Below are 2,361 nucleotides of genomic sequence, written 5' to 3' on the forward strand. Positions count from 1 at the left end.
CGGAGACTGCGGCCGAGGGCGGTGGCGGCGGCGAGGCCGACGAAGGAGGCGCCGACGTCCTGATCCTCGGCGCCTCCTTCGTCGGCCTCGCCGCCGCCACCGCCCTCGGCCGCAGTCTCCGCGACGTCCTCGTCGTCGACGGCGGACCTCCGCGCAACGCCCCCTCGCCCGGCGCCCACAACGTGCTGACGCGCGACGGCGTCCCTCCGACGGAGCTGGTGCGCCTGGCGCGCGCCGAGGCCGAGGGCTATGGGGCCCGGGTCGTCGCGGGCGAGGCCGTCCATGCCTCCGCAGGACCCGAGGGGGTGACCGCGACCCTCGCCGACGGCGCGGTCCTCCGCGCCCGCCGCCTCCTGCTCGCGACCGGCGTCCGCGACCTGCTGCCGGAGATCCCCGGGCTCCACGCCCGCTGGGGACGGGACGTCCTGCACTGCCCCTACTGCCACGGCTTCGAGGTGCGCGGCCGGCGGATCGGCGTGCTCGGCAGCTCGTTCGCCGGGCACCAGGCGCAGATGTTCCGGCAGCTCAGCGACCGGACGTCGATCCTGCTCCACGGCGCACCCGCGCCCGCCGGCGACGAGGCGGCGGCGCTGGCCGCCCGCGGGATCGCGCTCGTGCCGGGCCGCGTCGAGAGGGTCCTCGTCGAGGACGACCGCCTGGTCGGCGTCGTGATCGACGGTCGACGGCACGAGCTCGACGCGCTCGTCGTCGGCCCGCGGGTCGAGGCGCGGCTCCCCGAGGGGCTCGGCCTCGAGCTCGCCGACCACCCGTCGGGCGTCGCGCGGCACCTCGCCGTCGATCCGATGGGCCGGACCGGCGTCGCCGGGGTCTTCGCCGCGGGCTCTCTGGTCGAGCCGATGGCGCAGGTCGTCGCCTCGTCCGCCGACGGCCTGCGCGTGGGCGCGGCGATCAACTACGACCTGATCGAGGAGGAGATCGCCGACGCGCTGCGGGCCGCCTGACGCGCGCTCAGCGGCGGCGGTACTCCAGTTCCGGGCGGCCGGGGGAGCCGTAGCGGGGCGCGCGGTCCGCGACTCCGGAGTCGGCGAGGTGCTCGAGGTAGCGGCGGGCCGTCACCCGCGAGATGTCGAGGCGGGTGGCGAGCTCCGCCGCCGAGAGGCCGACCGGGCCCAGCAGCGCGGTGACGGCCTCGAGGGTCTGAGCCGAGAGCCCCTTGGCCAGGCCCGGCGCGTTGGAGGTGCGCAGCGCCGCGAAGGCCCCGTCCACCTCGTGCTGGCTGGCGACGTCGGCGCCGTGCATCCGCTCGCGGTACGACCGGTAGCTGGCGAGCCTGGCGGCGAACGCGCTGAAGACGAACGGCTTGATCAGGTACTGCACGATCCCGGCGGCGACGGAGGCGCGCACGTTCGCGGCGTCGCGGACCGCGGTGATCGCGATGACGTCGACGTCCAGGCCCGCCGCCCGGACGGCCCGGCAGAGGTCGAGGCCGCCCATGTCCGGCAGGTTCATGTCGAGCAGGATCAGCGCGATGCCCGGGTCCGCGCGCAGCGCCCGGATCGCCTCCGCCCCGCTGCCGGCGACCGCGGCCATCTCGAAGCCGTCGACCCGCCGGACGTAGTCGGCATGGGCGCTCGCCGTCAGCGGCTCGTCCTCGACGACGAGCACCCGGATCACGACGCCACCCGCGCGGGCAGCGGCAGCTGCACCGTGAACACCGCACCGACGTGGCGCGAGACCTCGATCGTGCCGCCGAGCCGTTCCACCACCTGCTGCACCAGCGCCAGGCCGATGCCGCGGCCGAAGCCGTCCGACTCCTTCGTCGAGTAGCCGCGCGCGAACACGTCGGCGGCGTCGGCGACTCCGGGGCCGCTGTCCGACACCTGCACCACCAGCTCGCCCTCCGCGAGGCCGAGGTAGACCTCCACCCACGGCTCGCGCTCCGGAGCGGAGGAGGCGGCCGCGTCGAGGGCGTTGTCGATCAGGTTGCCCAGCACCGTCACCAGGTCCCCGGGCTCCAGGCCCTGCGTGCCGGGCTCGAGGTGCGTCTCGAAGTGCAGCTCCACTCCGCGCTCGCGGGCCTGTGCGGCCTTGCCCAGCAGCAGAGCGGCGATCACCGGCTCCTGCACGGAGCCGAGGACGCGGTCGGCCAGGCGCTGGCTGAGGTTCAGCTCTCCGGCGGCGAACGCGAGCGCCTCGTCGGGCCGGCCGAGCTCGATCAGCGACGCGATGGTGTGCAGGCGGTTCGAGAACTCGTGGGTCTGCGAGCGCAGCGCGTCCGAGAGGGTGCGCAGCGACTCCAGCTCGCCGCTCACCCGCTGCAGCTCGGTGCGGTCGCGGAGAGTGACGACCGTGCCCAGGGGGCGGGCGCCGGGGGAGGCGGCGGGCCGCTCGTTGACCACG

General features: G+C 75.8%; 3 protein-coding genes. 1 reads left to right on the top strand and 2 read right to left on the bottom strand.

Annotated elements, in window-relative coordinates; translation table 11 throughout:
- Positions 1 to 962, top strand: a 962-nt coding sequence (locus C5C24_RS17325) for an NAD(P)/FAD-dependent oxidoreductase (RefSeq protein ID WP_308470844.1), incomplete at its 5' end; no start/stop codon positions are given.
- Between the two features lie 7 nt (positions 963 to 969).
- On the opposite strand, the gene C5C24_RS17330 is transcribed toward C5C24_RS17325, so the two are convergent.
- A complete protein-coding gene (locus C5C24_RS17330; RefSeq protein ID WP_104305559.1) occupies positions 970 to 1,635 on the bottom strand; it encodes a response regulator in 666 nt (221 codons plus the stop codon).
- Positions 1,632 to 2,361, bottom strand: a 730-nt coding sequence (locus C5C24_RS17335; RefSeq protein WP_146082665.1) for a sensor histidine kinase, incomplete at its 5' end; no start/stop codon positions are given. The genes C5C24_RS17335 and C5C24_RS17330, both read right to left, overlap by 4 nt.

The organism is Rathayibacter sp. AY2B3, assembly GCF_002931755.1.
GTDB lineage: Bacteria > Actinomycetota > Actinomycetes > Actinomycetales > Microbacteriaceae > Rathayibacter.